The sequence below is a fragment of the Rudaea cellulosilytica DSM 22992 genome, assembly GCF_000378125.1.
GTDB classification, from domain to species: domain Bacteria; phylum Pseudomonadota; class Gammaproteobacteria; order Xanthomonadales; family Rhodanobacteraceae; genus Rudaea; species Rudaea cellulosilytica.
Window position 1 is genome coordinate 1,582,322 of the sequence record NZ_KB899241.1, and the last position, 21,283, is coordinate 1,603,604.

Sequence of the window (21,283 nt, forward strand, 5' to 3'; positions counted from 1 at the left end):
TCTCCAACCGGCGCATCCCGCACCGGATTCCATCGGAGAGCACCATGAACATTCTACGCACAACTCTTATCGCCGCGTTGAACTTTGCCGTTGCGCAGTCCGTATCCGCTGCGGGCGTCGAGCCTGAACAGACCGCGCTATCCGCCATCGCCGTGCGTGCCGGCGCGGCGCTCGTCGTCGACTGCCGTCACGAAAAGCTGCCGGCTCGCAGCGCCGTTGGCGCCGTGCTCGAGACGAACAATGCGAGCGCGATTGAACGCGGCCGCGAAGTCGTCGAGCACTACGCCCATCGCGAGTGCCTGCGTGGTGCGGATTTCGTCGCCTTCGTGCGCGACGGCTCGACCGCACCGGCCTCGCTGGCGCTAGCCGGCATGCAGCCCTGAGCAACTTAACGGCAGCGGCGCGCGAGCTCGCCGCTGCGGTATGTCGATCGCGCTGCAGTGGAACTCGAATGCTGTGGACTCGCGCAGGCGATCGCTGCGCAGCCGCGTCCGCGACGAGGGATGCATCGGCTTGCGCGGCTGAATCGCCCCCGGCATGCTTGCGCCGTTGCCAAGAGGGCAACGCTAACCTCGGGGGAAACATGATGTTGCGTGCGCTGGCCCTGTTTGCGGCCTGTCTTTTCGTTGGTCAATCCGCCGTCGCTGACGACGCTGCTCCGGCGGGGCAGAAGACCGTCCAGCAATTCGTCGATTCGCTGCATTTCCAGACCGGCACGGTCAAGGTCGCGCGCGCGAACGCGTCGCTGAAACTCGATGACAGCTTCCGCTATCTCGATGCGCGCGACGCACAGCGCGTGCTCGAGCAGCTCTGGGGCAATCCCCCCGACGCCGACGTGCTCGGCATGCTCGTGCCGACCGCGGCACCGCTGACCGAGGAAAAGGGCTCGTGGGCGGTCGTCGTCACCTATTCGAACGACGGCTACGTCTCCGACGCCGAGGCGGGCAAGATCGACTACACGAAGATGCTCCACGACATGCAGGAGGCGACGCACGAGGCGAATGCCGGGCGCAAACAGCACGGCTATCCCGCGGTCGACCTGGTCGGCTGGGCCGAGCCGCCGCACTACGATGCGGCGTCGAACAAGCTCTACTGGGCCAAGGATCTCGCCTTCGGCGACGGCAAGGAACACACGCTCAATTACGATATCCGCGTGCTCGGCCGCGGCGGTTATCTGAGCCTCAATGCGGTCGCCGGCATGAGCCAGCTCGACACGGTCAAGGCGGAAATGCCGAAAGTACTGGCGATGACCGAATTCGATCCCGGCCAGCGTTACGCCGACTTCAATTCCTCGACCGACAAGATCGCCGCCTACGGCATCGGTGCGCTCGTCGCCGGCACGCTTGCGGCCAAGGCCGGCCTGTTCGCCAAACTGTTCGCCATGCTGCTCGCATTCAAGAAGGTCATCATCGGCGGCGCGATCGCGCTGTTCGCGGCGGCCGGACGGCTGTTCGGGCGCAAGTCCAAGTCCGACTAGAACCTGTCTCAAAACTGCTGCGCTCGACCCGATCCCATCTAAGATCGGGCGCGCCGGCGGTGCTCGGAATGCGAAGGCAGGATGCCGAAGCGAACAGCGAAGCTGGCCCGCAGGGCATGCCGCAGGAGCGGCATGTAATCCTCATGTACTGAAAGTACACTCCGGTTCCTGCGCTCCGGCGACACGCGAACTGTCTTCGCTCGCTACGTTTTGAGATAGGTTCTAACCCAGCAGGGCGAAGAATTTGCGCGCCGTCGCCGTCGCATTCGCGGCGGTGACAGCGACGTCCTCGCTGCGGTCGCGCGCGACTTCCGCGCAGATGTGGGCGAGGTACATCGGCTCGTTGCGCCGATGCGAAGGCATCGGCTTGACCGTGCGCGGCAGCAGGTAAGGCGCATCGGTTTCGAGCATGAGTCGATCGGCGGGGATGCTTTTCACGAGCTCGCGCAGGTGCGCACCGCGGCGCTCGTCGCAGATCCAGCCGGTGATGCCGATGTGGAAATCGCGGTCGAGATAGTCGAACAGTTCGTTCTTTTCGCCGGTGAAGCAGTGCACGACGGCCGCGCCGATGCGGCCGCGCACGTTGTCCATGCAGGCGAGGAAATCCAGATGCGCGTCGCGCTGGTGCAGGAACAGCGGCTTGCCGCACTCCATCGCCAATTGCAGTTGCCGCTCGAACGCGAACAGCTGCGCCTCGCGCGGGGAGAAGTTGCGATGGAAGTCGAGTCCGGTTTCGCCGACGGCGACGACCTCGGGTTTGGCCTGGTATTCGCGCAGCAGCGTTTCGGTTTCCGAATCGAAGTCGCTTGCGTGGTGCGGGTGCACGCCCGCAGTCGCATATAGCAAGTGCGGATGCGCGAGCGCGAGCGCGAGCGCATCGCGCGTGCCCTGCACGCTCGCGCCGGTGACGACGAGCTGGTCGATGCCGTGCGCCTGCGCGCGCGCGAGCACGGCGTCGAAATCGTGGCGGAAGGATTCGTGGGTGAGGTTGGCGCCGATGTCAACTAGCTGCATGGGGATGCGTTGTGGAGAACGTTTTCGTTGCGAATTCGGCCGGCATTATCGCAGGGCGCCTGCAAGCCGCGAAGGTGTTCACGAGAGGTTAACCGCCGCGCGCCGAAGTTGTGCCTACAATCCCAGCCGTTCACACCCTGCAGGAGAGAGTCATGTCGGTCCCTTCGAAACGTATCGTTGCCGGCACTCTGTTGCTTGCAAGCGCGCTGGCGTTGCCGGCGATCGCCGCCGATCGCGGCCCGGTTCTAGCCGGTGCCCCGCGCGCCGATTTCAGCAGCGTGCAGGCTCATCGCGCCGTGCTCGCCGCGCCGCGTGCGACGGCCACATCGGCCACGGTCTCCGCGGCGGCGGTAACGCCGAACGAGCTCACGGCGAGCAGCTATCGCGCCTATCCTGCCAGCTGTTTCTCGGACACGTTGCCCAGTGTCGCGAATTCCATCCAGCCGCTGCCGGTGTCGCCGAGCGGGACGCTGTACAGCCGCACCGTGACTTTGTATGAAAAGAACGGCACTCAGGACAGTTCGGAAGACGTGACGGTCACGATCTTCCGCGTCGCCTGCAGCAGCAGCGGCGACACGCTCAGCTACAACCCGGACGGCGGTTACGTCGGCGCGACCCTGATGCGCATCCAGCGCCAGGCGCAATACGAAGGCGACAGCCAGCTGTATCCGCAGTTTCCGGACATCCGCATCGCCCAAGGCAGCATCGCGTTCGACAACGCGAACTTCACCGACTACGTGCGCGTCGCGACCGAGCCGAATACGGTGCTCGCCGACACCTCGATCGGTTCGGCGATCGTCAACAGTACGACCTACGTGCTCGAAAACTATGCCAGTCCCTCGCTTGGCTTCTTCTATTTCAACAACGCCTTCACGATCCGCTTCGACAACGGTTACCAGAACGGCCGCGTGACGATCAGCGTTCCCGACTACGCTCCTACGGCGCAGACCTATCCCGCGGCGTACGCGCCGATGGCGATCAATGGCTACCTAAGCGGAGCCTGGTACGACCCCTCTGCCGGCAGCCGCGAAGGCCTGGTGACCCAGGTGCTGGACAATGGCGATGGTGCGACGCGCACGCTGTTCGCGACCTGGTATACCTACGACCAGCTCGGCCTGCCGTTCTGGCTCGTCGCCCAAGGCAGTTTCCCGATCGGGTCCACGCAGCTGACAAACGTGCAGGTGCTTTACGCGACCGGCAGCAGCTTTGCCGCACAGCCGCCACCGCCGTCACCTGCGGTCAAGGCGAATGTCTGGGGTACGATCAACGTGTCGTTCACGGATTGCCAGACGATCAAATTCAGCTACAACGGCAGTGCCGGCACCGTATCGGGCGGCCCACAGGGCAACGGCCAGAGAACCTGGAAGAGGCTGGGCGTCATCAACAGTCTCGCTTGCCAGTAGTAGTCAGTCTCGCGACTTGGCGATGCCGCTCCGCACCGGGGCGGCATCCGGGAGCGGAGGCATGAGATTTCGATTCGCACTCGCTTGCCTCGGCCTGTCCGCATTCGCGGCAGGCGCGCACGCGGCGAGTCCGGCGCGCGCTTATCCGCCGAGCTGCTTCGCCGACGGCTTGTCGCTCGGCCAGGCGGTGAATGCCCCCAAGGCGATGAGCCTGCCGCTGACCCTGCACGGCGATTTCAACGCCTGCTTCGTCAATCCCGCGGCGCCGAGTTACGCGGTCGCGCAGCAGGAGTGCAACTACGCCGAGGCCGTGGGCGTTACGATCGCGCGCGTGCCGTGCAGCGGCGGCAAGTCGGCGGTCCTGTTCGGACTCACGCGCGCCGCAGGCAGATCGGGTAACACCGATTTCTATCCAACTTTCCCGGGCGTCTGGGTAGAGCAGGGCACGCACATCGACTGGGTACGCCTCGCGCGCGATCCGAACACGACCGCGACGCAAGTCTTCGTCAATTCGCCGGTCTACGAGGACAGCGTCTACGTGCTCGAGAATCCGATCGGTGCCGCGGCGTTCGACTACAACCACGCATTCACGCTGACCGTCGACAACAACACCGGCCGCGCAGTGCAGTTCGACCTCGGCGACTACAATCCGGCGGACTTTCCGGGCGCGGTGCCGCTGCCAATCTCCGGCTACCAGACCGGCGCCTGGTACGATCCTGCGCACGGCGGCGAGGGCATGCTCGTCGAAATCCTCGACGACGGCAACGGCACGACACGGACATTGTTCGCCACCTGGTTCACCTTCGATGCGCTCGGTGCGCCGTACTGGCTCGCTGCGCAGGCCAGCTTTCCGATCGGCGCGACGCACATCGAAAACGTTGCCGTGCAGACCGCGAGCGGCGGCGGTTTTGCCGGCAACTTCAGCGCGGTGACGCGCGCGCCGTGGGGCACGATGAGCTTTGCATTCCCCGACTGCGGCACGATGACGTTCAGTTACGCCGCGTCGGCTTTCCTGCCCGCGAATTCGCCGGCCGGCAGCGGCACGCGCACGTGGCAGCGGCTCGGCAGCATCGCCAATCTGGGCTGCCAATAGCTAGGGAGCCTCTGATTAACTGCTGCGGTTAATCCGAGCTTCCCTGCGCGGCAAGTGCCTCGATCTTCGCCAGCCACCGGTTCTTCGCGGCCGTGTCCAGGAACGAGGCTTCGATCGAATTGCGCGCGAGCTGGGCGACGTCGGGTTTCGACAGATTGAGGCCACGCTGCACGGCGAGGTAGTTGTCGAGCACGTAGCCGCCGAAATACGACGGGTCGTCCGAGTTGACCATCACCTTGAGGCCGCGGTCGAGCAGGCGCTTGAGGTTGTGGTCCTCGATGCGTTTGTAGACGCACAGTTTCACGTTCGACAGCGGGCAGACGGTCAGCGGTATCTGCTCGCGCACGAGCCGCTCGACCAACGCTTCGTCTTCCTCGCAGCGCACGCCGTGATCGATGCGCGACACCTTGAGCAGATCGAGCGCTTCGAGGATGTACTCGGGCGGGCCTTCCTCGCCCGCATGCGCGACCGTGCGCAGGCCTTCCCTGCGCGCGCGCGCGAAGACTGCGGTGAATTTCGAAGGCGGATGACCGCGCTCGGACGAATCGAGGCCAACCGCGGCGAAGTGTCGCTTGTACGGCAGCAATTCCTCGAGCGTGCGCATCGCATCGTCGGCACTGAGGTGGCGCAGGAAATTGGGAATCATGCGCCAGCTGATGCCGAATTCACGCTCGCCATCGCGCAGCGCGCGGTGGATGCCGGCGAACACGGTGGCGAAGGCGATGCCACGTGCGGTGTGCGTTTGCGGGTCGAAGAAGATTTCCGTGTGCACCACGCCGTCGGCATGCGCGCGGCGCAGGTAGGCCATCGTCAGCGCGTGGAAATCGTCCTCGTCGCGCAGCACGTCGGCGCCTGCGTAATAGAGGTCGAGGAAAGATTGCAGGTCGCTGAAATCGTAGGCCGCGCGCAGCGCCTCGACGCTGGGATACTTCGGCGTGACGCCGTGCTTGCGCGCCAACTCGAAGGTCAGTTCGGGTTCGAGCGTGCCTTCGATGTGCAGGTGCAGCTCGGCTTTGGGCAGTTTGCGAATGAATTCCGCCGTCGCATCGTTGCTCATGGTCGTTCGTTCCCCAGGAAGTGCTTGCAACGACTTTAATTGTTTTGTACACATGCAGACAACGCAGCGGACAGAAGATCCGGCGGACAGGCCGCCGGCGAGAACATCATGGGCAGACTCACCACACATGTGCTCGACACGGCGCAGGGCATTCCGGCACGCGGAATGCGCGTGGAACTGCATGCGGCCGATTCCGGCGAAGAGCTGGCGAGCCTCGCCACCAACGCCGACGGGCGCGCGAATGCGCCACTGCTCGAAGGCGCCGCGCTGCACCCCGGTCGCTACACGCTGGCCTTCCACGTTGCCGACTATTTCCGCGCGCAGGGCGTTGCGCTGTCGGATCCGCCGTTCCTCGACATCGTGCGCATCGACTTCGGCATAGCGAACGCCGACCAGCACTACCACGTGCCGCTGCTCGTTTCGCCGTGGAGCTACTCCACCTATCGCGGCAGTTAGCATGAGCGAGCCAGGGGTCAACGCCATCCGTTTCGTGCTCGACGGCGAGATCGTCGAAGTAGCCGATGCCGCGCCGACCACGACCGTACTCGAATGGTTGCGCGAACACCGACAACGCACCGGCACGAAGGAAGGTTGCGCCGAAGGCGACTGTGGCGCGTGCACGGTCGTGCTCGGCGAGTTGACTGGTTCCGGCGGCGACGCGGGCATGCGCTACCGCGCGGTCAATTCCTGCATTCGCTTTCTGCCGACGATCGACGGTAAGGAGCTCGTTACGGTCGAAAGTCTTGCCGACGGCGACAAGCTGCATCCGGTACAGCAGGCGATGGTCGACCAGCACGCCTCGCAATGCGGCTTCTGCACGCCAGGCTTCGTCATGAGCCTGTTTGCGCTGTATCAGCAACAGGAACGTGTGAATCGTGAGCAAGTCGTCGAGACGCTGGCGGGCAATCTCTGCCGTTGCACGGGCTACCGGCCGATCATCGATGCCGGTTGTGCGATGCGCGAATATGCTGAGCCTACGCGCTGGTCGCGTGCGGATGCGCAGGCGCGTCGACGCATCGATGCGGTCGGTGCGCTGCGCCGCGTATCGCCGCTCATACGGCCTGGATTCTGGGCGCCGATGTTGCTCGACGAGCTTGCCGCAATGGTCGAAGCTGCGCCGGATTCACTGCTGCTCGCCGGCGGCACCGATATCGGACTGTGGGTGACCAAGCATCTGCGCGAGTTACCGCAGATCATCTACATCGGTGAGGTCGTCGAACTGCAGCGCATCGAGAACCGCGGCGGCGCTTTGCGCATCGGCGCCGCCGTGCCGTTGACCGATGCATGGAGTGCGATCGTCGCGCACGTGCCTGCGCTGACCGAATTGGCACAGCGCTTCGCCTCGCCGCCGGTGCGCAACTCGGGCACGCTGGTCGGCAACATCGCCAACGGCTCGCCGATCGGCGACGCGATGCCGGCGCTGATCGCGCTCGGCGCGATGATCGAACTGCGCCGCGGTGAAGCGACGCGCACGCTCGCGCTCGAAGACTTCTATCTCGGCTACATGAAGAAGGACCTCGCGCGCGGCGAGTTCGTCGTCGCGGTCAACGTGCCGGTGCCGAATACGGCGACGCGCGTGGCGAGCTACAAGCTGTCCAAACGCATCGATCAGGACATCTCGGCGGTATGCGCAGCGTTTGCGATCGACGTAGCGGATGAGCATGTCGTTGCCGCGCGCATCGCCTATGGTGGCATGGCGGCGATTCCCGCGCGCGCAAAGCAAGCCGAAGCTGCATTGGTCGGCAAGGCGTTCGCCGAAGCCGCGTTCGCCGAGGCGGCGAACGCCCTGGCCGACGATTTCAAGCCGCTGAGCGACATGCGCGCGAGTGCTGTCTATCGCCTGCAAGGCGCGCAGAACTTGCTGCGCCGTTTCTTTCTCGAACACGCGACAAAGCAGGTCCTGCGCACGGATGCCACCGAGGTGTCGGCATGAATGACCTGTCGGCCAAAGTCGACGTCGGTGCGCCGATCGGCGAGTCGGTTCGCCACGAAAGCGCGCACCTGCACGTGTCCGGCCGCGCGGTCTACGCCGACGACATGGAACTGCCGCCGTCGGCACTGCATGCCGCATTCGGCATCAGCCGCGTCGCGCACGGCCGCGTCAAATCGATGGACTTGTCGGATGTGCTGGCGACGCCCGGTGTTGTCGCCGTCGCGACCGCGAGCGACGTGCCCGGCGAGAACAACTACGGCGGCATCGTCCACGACGATCCGATCTTCGCCGAAGGACTCGTGCAATACGCCGGCCAGCCATTGTTCGCGGTTGCGGCGACGTCGATGACGATCGCGCGCAAGGCCGCGCTCAAGGCGAAGATCGAATACGAGAAACTGCCCGCGATCTTGTCCATCCGCGACGCGATCGACGCGGGAAGTTACGTGACCCCGAGCCAGATCGTCGCGCGCGGCCGCGCGCGTGAGGAACTGGCGAAAGCGCCGCATCGCCTGCAAGGCACGATGACGGTCGGCGGCCAGGATCATTTCTACCTCGAAGGTCAGATCGCGGTGGCGATTCCCGGCGAGGACGGCACGCTGCACGTGCATTCTTCGACCCAGCATCCGACCGAGGTGCAAAACGTGATTGCGCACGCGATGGCGCTGCCTGCGCATGCGATCGTCGTGCAATGCCGGCGCATGGGCGGCGGCTTCGGCGGCAAGGAATCACAGCCCGCGCTGATCGCCGCGGCAGCCTGCGTGCTCGCGCGCAAGGCCGGGCGTGCGGTCAAGCTGCGCCTCGAACGTGACGCCGACATGCTGATCACCGGCAAGCGCCACGGTTTCATCGCCGACTACGACATCGGCTTCGACGATATGGGCCGCATCACCGCGCTCGCGGTGATGCTCGCCTCGAACTGCGGCTACTCGGCCGATCTGTCCGGACCGGTCAACGATCGCGCGATCTGCCATGTCGACAACGCCTACTACATCGAGAACATCGAGATCCTCTCGCATCGCTGCAAGACGCATACGGTGTCGAACACCGCGTTCCGCGGTTTCGGTGGCCCGCAGGGCATGCTCGCGATCGAGCAGGCGATCGACGATATCGCGCGCACGCTGCAACTCGATCCGCTCGAAGTGCGCCGGCGCAACTACTACGGCGAATCGCCGCGCGATGTGACGCCGTATGGGCAGTACGTCGAGGACAACATCCTCGGACGTCTCACCGACGGGCTGGAAAAGACCAGCCGCTATCGCGAACGACGCGCCGAAATCGCGCAATGGAATGCGGCGAACGCGATCGTCAAGCGCGGCATCGCGTTCACCCCGGTCAAGTTCGGCATCTCGTTCAACGCGACCGTGTTCAATCAGGCCGGCGCGTTAGTGCACATCTATACCGACGGCAGCGTACTCCTCAATCACGGTGGCACCGAGATGGGGCAGGGGCTGTATACCAAGGTTGCGCAGGTCGTCGCGCACGAGTTCGGTTTGCCGCTTTCGGCTGTGCGCACATCCGCGACCGATACAAGCAAGGTACCGAATACCTCGGCGACCGCGGCGTCGAGCGGCGCCGACCTCAACGGTAAGGCGGCACAGACCGCGTGCCGGACGCTGCGCACGCGTCTGATCGAGCACGCATGCAAGACGCACGGCGTCGAACCGCATGAAGTGAAATTCACTAAAGGCCTTGTGCAGATCGGCAACGAACAAAAGACGTTCGCGCAGCTGGTGCAGTCGGCGTATCAGGCGCGCATTTCCCTGTCGGCAACCGGTTTCTACGCGACGCCGAAAATCCATTGGGACCGCAGCCGCCTCAACGGCAGGCCGTTCTTCTATTTCGCCTACGGCGTGGCCGTATCCGAAGTCGCGGTCGACACCCTGACCGGAGAGACGCAGCTGACGCGCGTCGATGTCCTTCACGACGTCGGCAAGTCGTTGAACCCTGCGATCGACCGCGGCCAGATCGAAGGCGGTTTCCTGCAAGGCGTCGGTTGGCTGACGAACGAAGAACTTTGGTGGAGCGCGAACGGCGAGCTGAAGACGCATGCGCCGTCCACATACAAGATTCCATCCGTACGCGATTGGCCGCTGCATGCCGATGTGCGCATCCTCGAACATGCGCCGAATCCCGAAGACACGATCCATCGCTCCAAAGCGGTCGGCGAGCCGCCGCTGATGCTCGCGATCTCGACCCTGCACGCGATCCGTGATGCAGTCGCCGCGTGTGGTACGGCGGGCGCGATTCCCGACCTTGTCGCGCCGGCAACACCTGAATCGGTGCTGCGCGCGATCGATTCCCTGCGGAGCACAGCTGATTGAGCGCGTATCTTTTCGACTGGGCCAGCCTGCTCGGCCGCTGGCTGCACCTGATCACCGGCATCGCCTGGATCGGCGCCTCGTTCTATTTCGTCTGGCTCGACAATTCGCTGCTGCCGCCGAAGCGCAAGGAACTGATCGACGCCGGCGTCGGCGGCGAGGTCTGGGCCGTGCACGGTGGCGGTTTCTACAATGCGCAAAAGTACAAAACCGCGCCGGCTGATCTGCCCGAGTCGCTGCACTGGTTCTACTGGGAGGCGTACACGACTTGGTTGTCGGGTTTCTTCCTGCTGTGCCTGCTCTACTTCGGCCAGGCCGAGATCTACCTGATCGATGCGCAGGTGATGGCGTTGTCGAAGCCGGCCGCGATCGGCATCGCGCTCGCATTCCTCGCCGGCGGCTGGCTGATTTACGATGCACTGTGCCGGCTCTTCTTCCAGCGCAGCGAACGAACATTGGGGTTGCTCGTCGCGGTGATGTTGAGCATCGCCGCATGGGCGTTGTGCCATCTCTACAGCGGTCGCGGCGCCTACATCCTGTTCGGCGCCGTGATCGGCACGATCATGGTCGCCAACGTATTCTTCGTCATCATCCCGGGCCAGCGTGAGATGGTGCGTGCAAAGGCCGAGGGGCGGTCGTTCGATCCCGTCTACGGCCTGCGCGGCAAGCAGCGCTCGGTGCACAACACGTACTTCACGCTGCCGGTGTTGTTCGTGATGATCAGCAACCACTACGCGCTGACCTACGGCGCGAAGTGGAACTGGCTCGTGCTGATCGCGATGAGCGTTGCCGGCGCCGCGATCCGCGCCTGGTTCGTCATGCGCCACAAGGCGCACGAGCGCGGCGGCAAGACCTCGCCCGTACCGCTCGTGATCGGTTTGATCGTGCTCGCAGGCGTGATCGCCGCGCTCGCTCCGCGCACGAGTACGTCCACGCAAGGCGCGCGCAATTCCGCAGCCGCTGCGCAGCGCTTCGGCGAAGTACAGGGCATCATCAACCAGCGCTGCGTGACCTGCCACGCGCCGCATCCGACGTTCGCTGGATTTCCCGCGCCGCCGAAAGGCGTGATGCTCGATACGCCCGAACATATCCTCGCCAACACCGTCGCGATGCAGACCCAGCTCGCCACGCGCGTGATGCCGATCGGCAATCTCACCCAGATGACCGACGCCGAGCGCGAGACAGTATTGGCCTGGCTGCGCGACGGCGCACCAAAGTAAATTGCTTCGACTGCAAAAGCGCAATACAGTCGCGACGCGGCGCCTAGCCGCACGGATCGTTCATTGTCTTCTGAGGGCGAGGTCGCGATGGTCGCTTTGGATTTCCTGCGCGATGAGCTAGTTGAATTTCTGGGAGTGGGAGGGCTGCTCGAACTGATCCGTTCGGGCGACTATGCAGCGCTTGCGACTTGGAAAGGACTTACGTCAGCACTCGCGCCGCTGGTGCCGCTGCTGTTGCTGATCGAGGTGGCGACGGCGATGTTCAAGCGCCGCTTCATCGAGGAAGCCTACGGGCTGACCTTTTTGATCTATCTCGCCAATCGCGCGATCGGTCACCTGATCTCGATTGCTGCCGTGGGCTTCTGCATCGGATTGCTGCAGCCGCTGGCGCCGTTCCGCGTCGGATTCACCTGGTACGGATGGATCTACGGCTACCTCGTCTGGGAATTCTCCCATTTCGTCTATCATTTTTTTGCGCACAAGGTGCGACTGCTCTGGTGTCTGCACTCCACGCATCACGCGCCACGTTCGATGAACCTGATGGTGAGCAACGCGCATTTCTTCCTCGAAGCACCGTATGCCGACGTCGTGCGCACCAGCATCTGCATGCTCGCCGGACTCGACCCGCTGCTGCTGTTCGCGATCATGTTCATCGACGGCATCTGGGGTGCGTTCATTCACGTCGGCGAGGGCCTTTTCCGGCGCGGGCGCGTGCGCGCATTGGAGCTGCTCGTGCTCGCCCCCTTACACCATCGCGTGCATCATGCGCGCAACCCGCTCTACATGGACACCAACTTCTGCAACCTGCTCAATGTCTGGGACCGGTTGTTCGGCACCTATCAGAATGCGCGCGCTGACATCGCGATCGAATACGGCATCACCCGCCCGATGAACCCGAATAGCTTCGTGGATGTGTATTTCGGCGAGTTCGCCGCTCTTTGGCGCGATTTCTGCGCGGCTCCCGGCTTGCGCAACAAACTGCTCTACCTGGTCATGCCGCCGGGTTGGAGCCACGACGGCAAGCACAAGACCGCAGCGGCCGCCCGCCGCGAGTACCTGCAGAACACTGCCGAGGCATGAGCGCTCAGCGCACTTCGAGTTCGAATATGCGCGTGGCCGGATCGCCGTCCTGCGCAGGCACGCGGACGACGAGCTTGACGTAACGCGCGTCGACGGGCGCGATCGGGTGATGGCTGACGTCGGCCGTGTTGTCGACCACCTCGACGATGCGTCGCCAATGCGAGCCGTCGAGCGAAACGAGAATTTCAAATGCGCGCGTGTTCCAGGTGCGCGACTCGCCGCCGGCGCCCGCATGCCGAATCGTGAACTCGCGAATTTGCCGCACCTGGCCGAGATCGACTTGCAGCCAGGCCGGTCGCGTGAGCGAGCAGAATTTGTCGAGAATGCTGGAAAGAGTGCCATCCACCGCATTGCTAGCCGGTTCGCTGGCCTTGCAGACAGGCGAGCCCGTTGCCGGCCGATGCAGCGCGAAATCGATACCGGGTTCGGCGTGAACGGCACCAGCCGCCAAAGAAAGAGCCATGCACGCGGCAGGCATCAACGAGAACCGCGCGAGCTTCGAACTGGATGGCTTGGGCATCGTGCTTTCCGGATTGGTCGTCGTCCGAGCTTGCCCGAAATGCCGGGCGGATGCAGCAGGCCGGAATCGACGTTTTTTGCCTAGCCGCGCTCTAAGCAGCGTGTTAAGACTTCGAGTTGGATTCCGGCCCGATTTCTTTCAGCCACCGCCGCATCGCCTCGATGTCGAAGCGATCGATGTACGCGGGGATATTGCGCCACACCGCGTGGTAGCCGAAACCACCGTCGAACATCTCGGCGCGCGCCTCGGCCTTGCCCCAGCCTTCCACGACCATGCGGTATGCCGCGCAAACCACACCCGTGCGGTCGGCCCCGTGCCAGCAGTGGACCAGCACCGGGCCGTGCCGTTGCGATTCGACCATCGTTGCGAGTGCGCGCGCGACCTCGGCGTCGTCGATGTCCCAGGTATTGATGCGGAAGCGCACGAGCGCGATGCCGCTGTCGGCGAAGCGGCGCTCGTCGCCGTTGAACGCACGCAAGGAGACGACGGTGCGGATGCCGAGTTGCGCGAGCGCGGACACGTTGCGGCTGCGCGGCTGCGCGCTGCGGTAAAGCGTGTCGCTCAGGCGATGCAGATTCTCGACGCCGAGGCGCGGCAACGGCTGCGCCCAGCGTGCAAGCCGGGACGCAACCGCTGCTGATCCGGATTCGGATTCAGAAGCGATACGCCACCGCCTTCATCAGGGTGCTGGCATGGCGCATCAGCGTGGGAATCGGCGGCGGCAGGTCGATACCGCCGGCCTCGCGCGCATGTCGGCCGTGGCGCGCCTCGTCCTCCTTCATCTGCGCGACGACAGCGCGGCTTGCGGCGTCGCCTGCGGGAAGTTTTTCCAGATGCTCGCCGAGGTGCGCTTCGACCTGGCGCTCGGTCTCGACGACGAAGCCCAGGCTGACCTTGTCGCTGACCAGCGCCGCGACCGCGCCGAGCGCGAAGCTGCCCGCGTACCAGAGCGGATTGAACAGGCTCGGTCGGCTGTGCAGCGCATCGAGCCGTTCGGCGCACCAGGCGAGATGATCGGTTTCCTCAGCCGCCGCTTCGAGCAATTGCGCGCGTGTGTCCGCATGGCGTGCAACCGCAGCCTGGCCGGAGTAGAGCGCCTGCGCGCAGACTTCGCCGGTGTGATTCACGCGCATCAGCCCAGCCGCGTGGCGGCGCTCGTCATCGTTCAACGCAGCTTCGACCACGCCGACGGCGGGCGAGGGGCGCGAAGCCTGCTCGACGCTGCCGAGCGCGGTGCCCACGGCGCGTTCGATTTCGATCAGGATGCGGTCGGGCAGGGAGAGTCGACGACTGAACATGCGGCCATTTTCGACGCTGCGGGCGGGCAGCGCAATCGACCGCCGCGCCGGGGATTTGCTATGATTCACTTGACAGACGAGGCGCGAATCCCAACAATCACGCCCCCTTCGCGCAATGCGAAGGCGATTTTCTTCCGACGGCGATGTAGCTCAGCTGGTTAGAGCACAGCACTCATAATGCTGGGGTCGGTGGTTCGAGCCCACCCATCGCCACCAAACTCGCGCGAAGAATCAACAACTTCGCTTTGAAAAGGTCGCCTTTTGGCGGCCTTTGTTTTTATACCAGCCGCTTCGGCTCGATCTCATTCGGGCGATCGCGTATCGAGTCAAGGCTCGATGGCCAGTGCGAATCACCCGATCTTCATCAGAGCCATTCCCAAAGGAACCAGGCCGTAACGGTCGTTCCTGGCTCCAGGTATCGAGTCGGATGGAGATTGAAGGCATCTGCCGGCCCGCTCTGCGGCTCTATGCACGTGGCGTAGGCGGGCTCGTCGTAGACCACCCAATGATCGCAGTTGGAACTCAGGCGCAAACGTTGCGAGGAACGCTCCAGGATTACCGGCTCGCTGTTGAGGAAGCAGTCGTCCCAGGGCGGGGGCGGCGGCTCGGCCAATGGGCACGTCGCGATGCCTTCTGCGTCGCGTGGATAGACGCGACTGGGTCTGAATTCGATTCGATCCGGCTTGCGCAGCCAGGGGTGCCAACCAATCACGGCCGGCATGCGCTTCTCGCCGGCAGTCACCTGCAGCTGCATTCGCAGCGAGTGCTCCGCAACGGTGATGCGCTGGCGCGCGCTGCCACCGAAAGGCCAGCGCTCGTCGTCGGGCAGTGCAAGGGAAAGTTCGACATGCGCGGGCGAATGCGCATCGACCTGCCACGGCATCGCAAAGCCGACGCCGTGAATCGCATGTCCGCCAAAATTCGGGGGCAGTTGGTGAAGCCGCCCGGCGAATTCAAAGCGACCGTGTCGAATGCGTCCGGCCCAGGGCAGCATGGGATAACTACCCCAACCAATCATCGCCGCATGTTCGCGGCTGTATCCCACCAGCCACTCCTGGCCGTGGTACTCGATCTGCGCGATGCGCCCGCCGGCCTCGGGCGCGACGGCCACGACTAGTGCTTTGCTGGCAATCTTGAGAAGATTCCCAGGCGCCAGTTCCGCCAGCGCGTCAGTATTGTAGGGGCGGCTCATAAATCGTTATCCATAGATGGGCGGTACGACATGCCACGCATGCGAAGGCTAGGAACAAAACCTTGAAGAAGCCGGCCGGTAAATCGACGCGTCGCAAGAGCGAAGCGGTCACGATCGACGTGGTAGCCGCACGCGCCAAGGTGTCGTCGATGACCGTGTCGCGCGTCATCAACGGTCAAAGCGCAGTGCGTGAAGCGACGCGCGAGCGCGTACTGCGCGCGGTTCGCGAGCTGGGTTACATCCCCAATCTCGCGGCGAGTTCGTTGGCGGCGGCGCGCGGCACGAGCATCGCCCTGATCTATACCAACCCGAGTTCGGCATATCTGCGCGAACTCCTGGTCGGTGCATTGCACGGCACTTCGCGCACTGCGGCACAGCTCGTCGTTTACACCTGGGACGGGTTCGACGCGGAGGCCCAGCGCAAGGCGGCACGTGCGCTGGCGACGAATGTTGCCGGCGCGATCCTGCCGCCGCCGCTGTGCGAATCCAAGTCGGTGCTCGCCGAGCTGGCCGACGCGGGCTTGCCGGTCGTCGCGATTGCCTCGAGTCGCGAAAAACACGACATCTCCCAAGTACGCATAGACGACTTCAGCGCGAGCAAGGAGATGACGGAACATCTGATCGCCGCCGGGCACACGCACATCGGTTACATCAAAGGCCATCCGAACCAGAGTTCCAGCCTGTGCCGTTTCAAGGGCTTCCGCGCTGCGCTGCTCGAAGCCGGCATCGCCTTCGATCCAGCACTCGCGCAGCAGGGCTACTTCACCTATCGCTCGGGACTCAATGCAGCCGAGAAACTGCTCGCACTGCGTTCGCCGCCGACCGCGATCTTCGCGAGCAATGACGACATGGCCGCGGCGGTCGTCTCCGTCGCCCACCGTCGCGGCCTCGACGTGCCGTGCGATCTCTCCGTCGTCGGCTTCGACGACACATCCGCGGCGACGATGGTGTGGCCCGAGCTGACGACGATTCGCCAGCCGGTTGCGGCGATGGCCGACTGCGCCGTCGACATTCTGTTGCGCAGCATCCGGCGCAAGGAGCAGGGCAGCAGCGTGCTGGTCGATCAGGTCGTTGCGCATCAGCTGATCAAGCGTGACTCGGTCGCATCGCCGCAGCGGCGGAATACGCGTCGGACCTAGGTCGCTAGCCTTCCATTTGCTCGAGTTCCCTGCCGCGGGTCTCATGCACCTTGCGCAGGACGAAGAACACGGAAATCGCTGCAGCCACGGTATAGATGCCGTAAGCGCCGGCGAGACCGATGCTGGCGAGCAGAACCGGAAAGGTGACCGTGATAGCGAAGTTCGAAGTCCATTGTGCGGCACCCGCTACGGCGAGACCGGAGCCGCGAATCTGGTTCGGGAACATCTCGCCGAGCATGACCCACATCACCGGCCCCCACGACAGATTGAAGAAGATGACGTAGACGTTCGCGGCGACGAGGGCGAGCACGCCCATCGATCCCGACAGCGCCAGCTTGCCGGTTGCATCAAGCCCGGCGCTGGCGAAAGCGAGCGTGACCAGGGCGAGTGTCACCGCCATGCCGAGCGAACCGATCCAGAGCAGCGGCTTGCGGCCGATGCGGTCGATCAGGAATACGGTGACGAGACAGGCGCCGATGCTCAGCGCGCCCGACATGACGTTGATCAGCAGTGCATCGCTCTCAGAGAAACCGACGGCTTGCCAGAGCACGGCACCGTAGTAGAAGACGACGTTGATGCCGACCAGTTGCTGGAACGTGGCGAGGCCGATGCCGACCCAGACGATCGGACGGATCTTGCCGGTTTCCTTGTTGATCAGGTCGGACAGGCGCGGACGGTGATGATCCGCCGAGAGCGAGGCATCGATCTCAACGAGTTTGGTTTTCGCCTGCACTGAACCGTATAAGCGCGCCAGCACCGCAAGCGCGTCGGCAGTGCGTTTCTTCACGACGAGGAAGCGCGGGCTTTCCGGAATCGGCAGCAGTAAGAGCAGGAACAGCAGCGACGGGATCGCCTGCATCCAGAACATCCAGCGCCATGCAGCCTGGCCGAGCCACAACGCGCCGGTTGAGCCGCCGGCCGCCTTGGCCAGCAGATAATTGCTGAGGAACGCACAGAACAGGCCGCTGATGATCGCGATCTGTTGCACCGTCGCGAGCCGGCCGCGATAGCGCGCCGAAGCGACTTCGGCGATATACGCCGGCGACATCACGCTCGCCGCGCCGACGGCGAAGCCGCCGACGATGCGTGCGGCGACGAAGAACGCGGAAGTCGTCGCCGAACCCGCGCCGAGCGCGGAAAGCAGGAACAGCACCGCGGAAATGATCAGCACGCTGCGCCGCCCCCAGCGGTCGGCGAGGCGCCCGGCAAAGAAGGCGCCGAAGGCGCAGCCCAACAGCATCGAGGCGACCTCGAAGCCGATCTCGGTCGAGGTCGAGTTGAAGGCCTGCTTGAGGCCGTCGATCGTGCCATTGATGACGCCGCTGTCGAACCCGAACAGGAAGCCGCCGATCGTGGCGACGCAGCTGATCAGGATGATGAGGCGTGTGTTTTCTGTATTGCCTGCGGTTGCGGTGTGGTCGAACGGGATGCTGTTCATGACGTGTATCCGTCGTTGTTTTCGTGGACCCTCGCATCCGTGCTCGGCACGGATGCCCCTCTCACGCACTTTTTTGTTTCAATCTCGTCCGTCGCGGGATGCTTGGCATCCGATCAACGAAGAAGATATTGGTTGAGCAGATTCTCGTAACGCTCCTGCCGGCCGCTGATCTTCGCCGGCTCGCCACTCGACGACGCGAGCGCGTGCAGGTCGGCAAACTTCAGTTTGCCGTTTTCGAAATCCTTGCCGGCGCCGCTGTCGAAGCTCGCATAGCGCTGCTGGCGCCAGGTCTCCCAAGGCGATCGGGTCAGCAGCGCATGGGCGACCTCGAGGCCGCGCGCGAACGCATCCATGCCGCCGATATGGGCGAGAAACAGGTCTTCCGCATCGGTCGATTCGCGGCGCACCTTCGCATCGAAGTTGAGCCCGCCCGGTGCGAGACCACCTTGGCGCAGCACGACCAGCATCGCGCCGACCGTGTCGTAGAGATCGGTCGGGAACTGGTCGGTGTCCCAGCCGTTTTGTGCATTGCCGCGGTTGGCATCGATGCTGCCGAGCAGGCCGTGGTCGGAGGCCACCTGCAGATCGTGCTCGAAGGTGTGTCCGGACAGCGTGGCGTGGTTGGCTTCGATGTTGAGCTTGAAATCCCTGTCGAGGCCATGCTTGAGCAGGAAGCCGGCCACCGTCGCCGAGTCGAAATCGTACTGGTGCTTCATCGGCTCCATCGGCTTGGGTTCGATCAGGTACACGCCGTTGAAGCCGATGCTGCGGCCGTAGTCGCGCGCCATCGTCAGGAACCGGGCCATATGATCGAGCTCGCGCTTCATGTTCGTGTTGTGCAGCGAGGCGTAACCTTCGCGGCCGCCCCAGAACACGTAGTTCTCGCCGCCGAGTTCGACCGTCGCGTCGAGCGCGTTCTTGACTTGAGCGGCGGCGCGCGCGACCACGGCGAAGTCCGGATTGGTCGCCGCGCCGTTCATGTAGCGCGGGTGCGAGAACAGGTTCGCCGTGCCCCAGAGCAGCTTCACTCCGCTGGCTTTCTGCCGATCCTTGGCCAGCGCAACCATGTGCTTGAGATTTTTTTCGTAAGTGGCGACGTCGTCGGCATCCGGCGCCATATCGATGTCGTGGAAGCAGTAGTACGGCACGCCGAGCTTGGTGAAGAACTCGAAGGCCGCATCGATCTTCGCCTCGGCGCGCGCGAGCGGCGAATCGTTGGCGGCCAGCGGTGCGTCCCAGGGATAGTGGCGCGTGCCGGGGCCGAATGGATCGTGGCCGGCGTTGCAGAACGAATGCCAGTAACACACCGCGAAGCGCAGGTGCTCGGCCATGGTCTTGTCGCCGATCTTCTTGTTCGCGTCGTAGTGCTTGAACGCGAGCGGGTTGTCGGAACCCAGGCCCTCGTACGGGATGCGGCCGATGCCGGGGAAGTATTCGCGTTTGCCGATGAAAGGAGTGCTCATGGAGATTACCGTTTGCCGTTTGAAGTCATTTGATGCATGCGCGCGAGGCGCGCGGAAGTCATTCGATTTATTCGCGCGAGGCGCGCGAATGGAACTGCTGTGCCGATTCGAGGTGACGCAGGAATTGCTGATAGGGAGCGCGATATGCCGCCGCGCTGGTTGCCTGCGGTCTTGTCGAAAGTGCGGGTGCACAGCGCACGTGTTCGCGCGCGAGCGTCGCAATGTCGGCCGCGCCGCCCTCGGTGTGGTCGAGCGCCCATAGCGCCTGCAGCGCGGCGCCGAAGGCCGCGCCTTCGCTCTGCTCGGGTACGTCGAGGGGCAGTTCGAAGACATCGGCGATCATCTGCCTCCAGACGCCACTCTGGCTGCCGCCGCCGGTCAAGCGGATCGTGTCGAAGCGCATGCCGGCCGCCTGCAGTGATTCCAAACCGTTGCGCAACGCGTAGGTCGCGCCTTCCATCGCCGCGCGATAAGCGTTGGCGCGCGTGAAGTTGTCGAAGTTCATGCCGTGCAGCGCGGCGCGCGCCTGCGGCAAATTCGGCGTGCGCTCGCCGTTGAAGAAAGGCAGCATCGCGAGGCCGTCGGCGCCAGGGCTCGTGTCCGCCAACAGCGCATCGCCGTCCTGCGTGGCGAAGCCGAACGCGCGCGCGACGGTTTCGGTGGCGACCGTGCAGTTCATCGTGCAGATCAGCGGCAACCAGCCGCCGGTAGAAGAACAGAACGCGGCCCAGCCGGCGCCGTCGTCGACGAGCGCGCGATCGGCATGGGCGAACAGCGTGCCCGAGGTGCCGAGACTCATGCTCAGCACGCCCGGCGCGACGTTGCCCGTACCGATCGCCGCCATCATGTTGTCGCCACCACCGGCGCTGACACGCACGTTGTGTGGCAGACCGAGTTCCTCGGCGATCACGGCTGCGATGGGGAAGCTCGCATCGGCGTCGACCAGCGGCGGAAGCAGCGCGGCGAGATCGCGCTGCGCGTCGGTCGCGGCGAGCAGCGGCGCGGACCAGTTGCGCGTGCGCACATCGAGCCAGCCGGTACCGGATGCGTCGCCGTGTTCCATCCAGCGTTCTCCGGTCAACCAGAAATTCACATAGTCGTGCGGCAGCAGGATCGTCGCCAGGCGCGAATAGGCTTCGGGCCGATGTTTGCGCGTCCACGGCAGCTTGGAGGCGGTGTAGCCGGCCAGAATGGGATTGCCCGCGAGTTCGATGCAGCGGCGATCGCCGCCGACCGCCGCCATGATCTCCTCGCACTCTGCCTGCGTGCTCGTGTCGCACCACAGTTTGGCTGGTGCGAGTACGCGGCCGGCCTCATCCACCGGGACGAATCCGTGTTGCTGTCCCGACACGCCGACCGCGACGATGCGCCCACGTTGCGCGGGTTCGAGCTTGGCGAAGCAGGCGCGGATCGCATCGATCCACCATTCGGCGCGCTGCTCGCGGCTGCCGTCGTCATGCGCGATCAATTGCAGGGCTTGGCCGTGTGCGGCGACGACCTTGCATGCGGCGGGATCGTAAGCGATCAGCTTGACGCTTTGCGTGCCGACATCGATTCCAACGACGAGGCTCATGCCGATCCAATTAATGTTAGCGTTAACATAATAGCAACAAAAAAAAGTCGCGCGGAAGGCGGAGT

Annotated in this window: 19 protein-coding genes and 1 tRNA gene; 11 read left to right on the forward strand and 9 right to left on the reverse strand. The window is 64.3% G+C overall.

The features are described from left to right. The first annotated feature begins 44 nt into the window (after positions 1–44). Both F455_RS0107060 and F455_RS0107070 read left to right on the forward strand, forming a co-directional pair. Complete coding sequence (locus tag F455_RS0107060; RefSeq protein WP_157578508.1) at positions 45–383, forward strand: hypothetical protein; 339 nt, start codon at positions 45–47, stop codon at positions 381–383. A 200-nt stretch (positions 384–583) separates the two neighbouring features. Next, on the forward strand, positions 584–1,477 hold the full coding sequence (locus tag F455_RS0107070; RefSeq protein WP_018972581.1) for a DUF2167 domain-containing protein: 894 nt from the start codon (positions 584–586) through the stop codon (positions 1,475–1,477). Positions 1,478–1,699: 222 nt separating this feature from the next. Here the strand turns inward: F455_RS0107070 and F455_RS0107075 are convergent, their stop codons facing one another. Next, complete coding sequence (locus tag F455_RS0107075) at positions 1,700–2,491, reverse strand: TatD family hydrolase (RefSeq protein WP_018972582.1); 792 nt, start codon at positions 2,489–2,491, stop codon at positions 1,700–1,702. Positions 2,492–2,643: 152 nt separating this feature from the next. Here F455_RS0107075 and F455_RS0107080 point away from each other — a divergent pair, with 152 nt between their 5' ends. Both F455_RS0107080 and F455_RS0107085 read left to right on the forward strand, forming a co-directional pair. After that, a complete protein-coding gene (locus tag F455_RS0107080) occupies positions 2,644–3,894 on the forward strand; it encodes a hypothetical protein (RefSeq protein ID WP_018972583.1) in 1,251 nt (416 codons plus the stop codon). Between the two features lie 61 nt (positions 3,895–3,955). Next, entirely contained in the window at positions 3,956–4,987 is a 1,032-nt protein-coding gene (locus F455_RS0107085) for a hypothetical protein (RefSeq protein WP_018972584.1), read from the forward strand. 28 nt (positions 4,988–5,015) lie between these two features. Here F455_RS0107085 and F455_RS0107090 read toward each other — a convergent pair whose 3' ends face one another. Further along, complete coding sequence (locus tag F455_RS0107090) at positions 5,016–6,044, reverse strand: adenosine deaminase (RefSeq protein WP_018972585.1); 1,029 nt, start codon at positions 6,042–6,044, stop codon at positions 5,016–5,018. A gap of 108 nt (positions 6,045–6,152) precedes the next feature. Here F455_RS0107090 and uraH point away from each other — a divergent pair, with 108 nt between their 5' ends. The 5 genes from uraH to F455_RS0107115 all read left to right on the forward strand — a co-directional run bounded on the left by uraH (position 6,153) and on the right by F455_RS0107115 (position 12,595). Next, positions 6,153–6,500, forward strand: a complete 348-nt coding sequence (gene uraH, locus F455_RS0107095) for a hydroxyisourate hydrolase (protein WP_018972586.1) — start codon at positions 6,153–6,155, stop codon at positions 6,498–6,500. Position 6,501: 1 nt separating this feature from the next. Beyond that, entirely contained in the window at positions 6,502–7,977 is a 1,476-nt protein-coding gene (xdhA, locus tag F455_RS0107100) for a xanthine dehydrogenase small subunit (protein WP_018972587.1), read from the forward strand. Next, the gene (gene xdhB / locus F455_RS0107105) at positions 7,974–10,298 is read left to right on the forward strand and encodes a xanthine dehydrogenase molybdopterin binding subunit (RefSeq protein WP_018972588.1); all 2,325 of its coding nucleotides are present in this window, start codon (positions 7,974–7,976) and stop codon (positions 10,296–10,298) included. Before xdhA ends, xdhB begins: the two co-directional genes overlap by 4 nt. Then, complete coding sequence (locus F455_RS0107110) at positions 10,295–11,515, forward strand: urate hydroxylase PuuD (RefSeq protein WP_018972589.1); 1,221 nt, start codon at positions 10,295–10,297, stop codon at positions 11,513–11,515. Before xdhB ends, F455_RS0107110 begins: the two co-directional genes overlap by 4 nt. A gap of 87 nt (positions 11,516–11,602) precedes the next feature. Then, on the forward strand, positions 11,603–12,595 hold the full coding sequence (locus F455_RS0107115) for a sterol desaturase family protein (protein WP_018972590.1): 993 nt from the start codon (positions 11,603–11,605) through the stop codon (positions 12,593–12,595). A 4-nt stretch (positions 12,596–12,599) separates the two neighbouring features. Here F455_RS0107115 and F455_RS0107120 read toward each other — a convergent pair whose 3' ends face one another. The 3 genes from F455_RS0107120 to coq7 form a co-directional block, all read right to left on the reverse strand. Continuing rightward, the gene (locus F455_RS0107120; RefSeq protein WP_083918814.1) at positions 12,600–13,115 is read right to left on the reverse strand and encodes a discoidin domain-containing protein; all 516 of its coding nucleotides are present in this window, start codon (positions 13,113–13,115) and stop codon (positions 12,600–12,602) included. A 103-nt stretch (positions 13,116–13,218) separates the two neighbouring features. Then, the gene (locus F455_RS0107125) at positions 13,219–13,713 is read right to left on the reverse strand and encodes a phosphatase domain-containing protein (protein ID WP_018972592.1); all 495 of its coding nucleotides are present in this window, start codon (positions 13,711–13,713) and stop codon (positions 13,219–13,221) included. 55 nt (positions 13,714–13,768) lie between these two features. Beyond that, complete coding sequence (gene coq7, locus F455_RS0107130) at positions 13,769–14,413, reverse strand: 2-polyprenyl-3-methyl-6-methoxy-1,4-benzoquinone monooxygenase (RefSeq protein ID WP_018972593.1); 645 nt, start codon at positions 14,411–14,413, stop codon at positions 13,769–13,771. A gap of 139 nt (positions 14,414–14,552) precedes the next feature. On the opposite strand from coq7, the gene F455_RS0107135 reads away from it, so the two are divergent. After that, a tRNA-Met gene (locus tag F455_RS0107135) sits at positions 14,553–14,629 on the forward strand. Between the two features lie 148 nt (positions 14,630–14,777). Here F455_RS0107135 and F455_RS0107140 read toward each other — a convergent pair. Further along, positions 14,778–15,605, reverse strand: coding sequence for an aldose 1-epimerase (locus F455_RS0107140; RefSeq protein WP_018972594.1), 828 nt, complete (start codon positions 15,603–15,605; stop codon positions 14,778–14,780). A gap of 62 nt (positions 15,606–15,667) precedes the next feature. Here F455_RS0107140 and F455_RS0107145 point away from each other — a divergent pair, with 62 nt between their 5' ends. Further along, the gene (locus tag F455_RS0107145) at positions 15,668–16,744 is read left to right on the forward strand and encodes a LacI family DNA-binding transcriptional regulator (protein WP_018972595.1); all 1,077 of its coding nucleotides are present in this window, start codon (positions 15,668–15,670) and stop codon (positions 16,742–16,744) included. Between the two features lie 4 nt (positions 16,745–16,748). Here F455_RS0107145 and F455_RS0107150 read toward each other — a convergent pair whose 3' ends face one another. From F455_RS0107150 to xylB, 3 genes are all read right to left on the reverse strand, one after another. Further along, entirely contained in the window at positions 16,749–18,182 is a 1,434-nt protein-coding gene (locus tag F455_RS0107150) for a sugar porter family MFS transporter (protein ID WP_018972596.1), read from the reverse strand. 113 nt (positions 18,183–18,295) lie between these two features. Next, positions 18,296–19,645, reverse strand: coding sequence for a xylose isomerase (gene xylA, locus F455_RS0107155; protein ID WP_018972597.1), 1,350 nt, complete (start codon positions 19,643–19,645; stop codon positions 18,296–18,298). A gap of 67 nt (positions 19,646–19,712) precedes the next feature. After that, positions 19,713–21,218 carry a xylulokinase gene (gene xylB / locus F455_RS0107160; RefSeq protein WP_018972598.1) on the reverse strand — a complete coding sequence of 502 codons (1,506 nt, stop codon included), beginning with the start codon at positions 21,216–21,218 and terminating at the stop codon, positions 19,713–19,715. Between the last annotated feature and the right edge of the window lie 65 nt (positions 21,219–21,283).

What these genes read in the sequence shown, in the direction of transcription:
- F455_RS0107060 (WP_157578508.1), top strand. Translation starts at nt 45, where the DNA reads ATGAACATTCTACGCACAACTCTTATCGCCGCGTTGAACTTTGCCGTT.
- F455_RS0107070 (WP_018972581.1), top strand. Translation starts at nt 584, where the DNA reads ATGATGTTGCGTGCGCTGGCCCTGTTTGCGGCCTGTCTTTTCGTTGGT.
- F455_RS0107075 (WP_018972582.1), bottom strand. Translation starts at nt 2,491, where the DNA reads ATGCAGCTAGTTGACATCGGCGCCAACCTCACCCACGAATCCTTCCGC.
- F455_RS0107080 (WP_018972583.1), top strand. Translation starts at nt 2,644, where the DNA reads ATGTCGGTCCCTTCGAAACGTATCGTTGCCGGCACTCTGTTGCTTGCA.
- F455_RS0107085 (WP_018972584.1), top strand. Translation starts at nt 3,956, where the DNA reads ATGAGATTTCGATTCGCACTCGCTTGCCTCGGCCTGTCCGCATTCGCG.
- F455_RS0107090 (WP_018972585.1), bottom strand. Translation starts at nt 6,044, where the DNA reads ATGAGCAACGATGCGACGGCGGAATTCATTCGCAAACTGCCCAAAGCC.
- uraH (WP_018972586.1), top strand. Translation starts at nt 6,153, where the DNA reads ATGGGCAGACTCACCACACATGTGCTCGACACGGCGCAGGGCATTCCG.
- xdhA (WP_018972587.1), top strand. Translation starts at nt 6,502, where the DNA reads ATGAGCGAGCCAGGGGTCAACGCCATCCGTTTCGTGCTCGACGGCGAG.
- xdhB (WP_018972588.1), top strand. Translation starts at nt 7,974, where the DNA reads ATGAATGACCTGTCGGCCAAAGTCGACGTCGGTGCGCCGATCGGCGAG.
- F455_RS0107115 (WP_018972590.1), top strand. Translation starts at nt 11,603, where the DNA reads ATGGTCGCTTTGGATTTCCTGCGCGATGAGCTAGTTGAATTTCTGGGA.
- F455_RS0107120 (WP_083918814.1), bottom strand. Translation starts at nt 13,115, where the DNA reads ATGCCCAAGCCATCCAGTTCGAAGCTCGCGCGGTTCTCGTTGATGCCT.
- coq7 (WP_018972593.1), bottom strand. Translation starts at nt 14,413, where the DNA reads ATGTTCAGTCGTCGACTCTCCCTGCCCGACCGCATCCTGATCGAAATC.
- F455_RS0107140 (WP_018972594.1), bottom strand. Translation starts at nt 15,605, where the DNA reads ATGAGCCGCCCCTACAATACTGACGCGCTGGCGGAACTGGCGCCTGGG.
- F455_RS0107150 (WP_018972596.1), bottom strand. Translation starts at nt 18,182, where the DNA reads ATGAACAGCATCCCGTTCGACCACACCGCAACCGCAGGCAATACAGAA.
- xylA (WP_018972597.1), bottom strand. Translation starts at nt 19,645, where the DNA reads ATGAGCACTCCTTTCATCGGCAAACGCGAATACTTCCCCGGCATCGGC.
- xylB (WP_018972598.1), bottom strand. Translation starts at nt 21,218, where the DNA reads ATGAGCCTCGTCGTTGGAATCGATGTCGGCACGCAAAGCGTCAAGCTG.